The organism is Pseudonocardia pini (genome assembly GCF_013870575.1).
Classification (GTDB): Bacteria; Actinomycetota; Actinomycetes; order Mycobacteriales; family Pseudonocardiaceae; genus Pseudonocardia; species Pseudonocardia pini.
In genome coordinates this window covers 1-2,521 of sequence record NZ_JACBXB010000794.1, presented here as the reverse complement: position 1 = coordinate 2,521, position 2,521 = coordinate 1, and the positions used below count along the sequence as shown (strand labels likewise).

The following is a 2,521-nucleotide window of genomic DNA, read 5'->3' as shown; positions in this document are numbered from 1 at the left end:
GCGAGCGTCTCCGCGGTCGGCGCGTTGATCACCGGGCCCTCGTGCGGCCCCGCCAGCCAACCCTCCGTGGCGAGCAGCGCCTCGCCCGCCCCGTTCCGCGGGATCTGCAGGATGGGGGAGCCGAGGACGAGCACCGCCACCGTGGAACCCGTCGGCGCGATCCGTTCCCGCCGGTAGGGGATCTGCCCGCGCGCGAACCACACGGACTCCACGAACGGCTCCAGGGGAGGAGCCGGGCGGCGGGTGTGGAACTCGAACTCCATCGCAGCGACCTTAGGTCAGGAGCTCCACGAACCCCTCCGTCCCGTGCACCCGGATGCGGTGCCGGTCCGGGATGAGCCGGGTCGCGTTCTCCACCCCCACGACGGCCGGCAGGCCGTACTCCCTGGCGATGACCGCGCCGTGGGTCATCAGGCCGCCCACCTCGGTCACGAGGCCGGTGATCCCCACGAAGAGCGGGGTCCAGCTGGGGTCGGTGTAGGCCGTGACGAGGATGTCGCCCGCCTCGAGATCCGCCTCTGCCATGTCCGTGATGACCCGGGCCCGCCCCTCCACGGTCCCGGCGGACACCGGGAGGCCTGCCAGCGCGCCGGGCGGCAGGTCGTCGCGGTGGTAGGTGCCGGTGACGACCTCGCCCTCCGAGGTGGACACCCGCGGCGGCGTGAGTCCCTGGGAGACCCGGAACTCCGCCCGCCGCGCGGCGATCAGCTCTTCGTCCGCGCGGTTCGTGCGCACGACCTCGTGGAACTCCTCGAACCGGAGGTGGAAGACGTCGTCGACCTCACGCACGACGTGGTCCCGCACGAGCCGCTCGGCCTCACGGACCAGAGCCTGCTTGTACACGAAGTAGCGGTGGATCATCGCGTACTTGGGGTACTCGCGGTACCCCGCGAACGTGCGGACGCGGTCGATCATCGCCTTGGTCTCCGCCGCCTTGCGCGCTCCGTCCGGCAGGGCCCGCAGACGCGGCAGCAGGTCCTCCTCCTTCTCCCGGGCCAGCCGGCGCCCCTGCTCGAAGAGCCGCTCCGCCGCGCCCGGCTCGTTGTTCTTGATGTTGCCGAGGATCGTGGACACGAGGGTGGCGGGCTCCTCGCTCCAGCGCGGCCTCGTGATGTCGATCTCGCCCGCGCAACGCATCCCGTACCGGTCGAGGAAGCCCTCGAGGGCCGCCCGCGCCGCCGGGTCGACCCGGCCGAGCCCGTCGAGGGAGAAGCCGTCCTCGTCGAGGTAGGCCACCACCGCCGGCTCCGGGCGCATGACGTCCGCGACGTCCAGCAGCGCGAGCCCCATCTCCGACGTCACGTTGTGCGGGACGGACTGGGTGAGGGTGTCGGCCACGTTCCGCTCACCCAGCCACTCCTGGAGGTGGTCGTTGAGCCACCACGTCGCCTCCATCCCGGCCATGATCACCTGGATGCTCCGGGGCTCGAACAGGACCCGTCGCATCTCCTCGATGTCGGTCAGGAGGAAGTCGAACAGGGCGGGCCCGGACAGGGCCCGGATGTCTCGCTCCGCGGCGGCGACCGACGCCCGACTGTGCTCGACGAGCTCGGCTACCAGCGCCGGGTCCGCCTCGATCAGCGCCGGTTTCGCCTGCGTCCCGACGGGTGCGGCCGGCTCGAGCTCGCCCAGGAAGCCGCGGTCGACCACGGTCCGCAACGCGTCCCCGATCAGCGGATCGGACTGTCCGAAGCCGTCGAGGAAGGCCGCGCGGGTCGCCGGGGAGACCAGCGCGGGCGCGACGTCGACGAACAGCCTGTTGCCCGCCTCCGCCATCGGCCGCGGGGTCGTGCGCTGCCAGAACGAGAGGCCGAGGGGCTTCATCGCGTCGGTCATCATCTGTTGGTGGCCCACGGAGACGTACACGTGGTTCGCCCCGTCGTCCGTCTCCGGGACGGGGAACAGGGTGGTGATCGGCCTGCTCTGGACGACGAGGAAGTCCTCGTCGACCAGGCACCACTCGATGTCCTGCGGGCGAGCGAAGTGCGCCTCGATCCGCCTGCCGAGCCGTACCAGCCGCAGGACCTGCGCGTCCGTCAGGACCGGCAGGCTCTGCGCCTGCGGCTCGACCGCCCGCTCCGCCGTGCCGCCGCCCGCGACCGCGTGCACGGCATGCTGCTTGGCCCCGATCGTCCGTGCGACGACCTCGTCCGCCCGCACCGTGTAGACGTCCGCGTTCACCACGCCCGAGACCAGCGCGTCGCCGAGCCCCCAGGTGGCGTCCACCGTGGAGATCGTCCGGTTCGAGGTCACGGGATCGGCCGTGAACAGGATCCCCGCCGCCTCGGGCGCGACCATCGCCTGCACCACGACGGCCATGTGGACCCGGCGATGGTCGAAGCCGTTGTGCAGCCGGTAGGTGACGGCCCGCTCGGTGAACAGCGAGGCCCAGCACCGCCGGACGTGCTCGAGGACCGCCGCCGCGCCCACGACGTTGAGGTAGGAGTCCTGCTGGCCGGCGAAGGACGCCGTCGGCAGGTCCTCGGCCGTCGCGCTCGACCGGACGGCGCAGGGCCCGAGC

General features: G+C 72.2%; 2 protein-coding genes. Both read right to left on the bottom strand.

Annotation, left to right across the window (positions count from 1 at the left end):
* Positions 1-263 (bottom strand): hypothetical protein (locus H5J29_RS29025; RefSeq protein WP_220188070.1); only part of this gene is annotated, 263 nt, incomplete at its 3' end.
* Between the two features lie 10 nt (positions 264-273).
* Positions 274-2,521 (bottom strand): rifamycin-inactivating phosphotransferase (rph, locus tag H5J29_RS29020; RefSeq protein WP_181784164.1); only part of this gene is annotated, 2,248 nt, incomplete at its 5' end.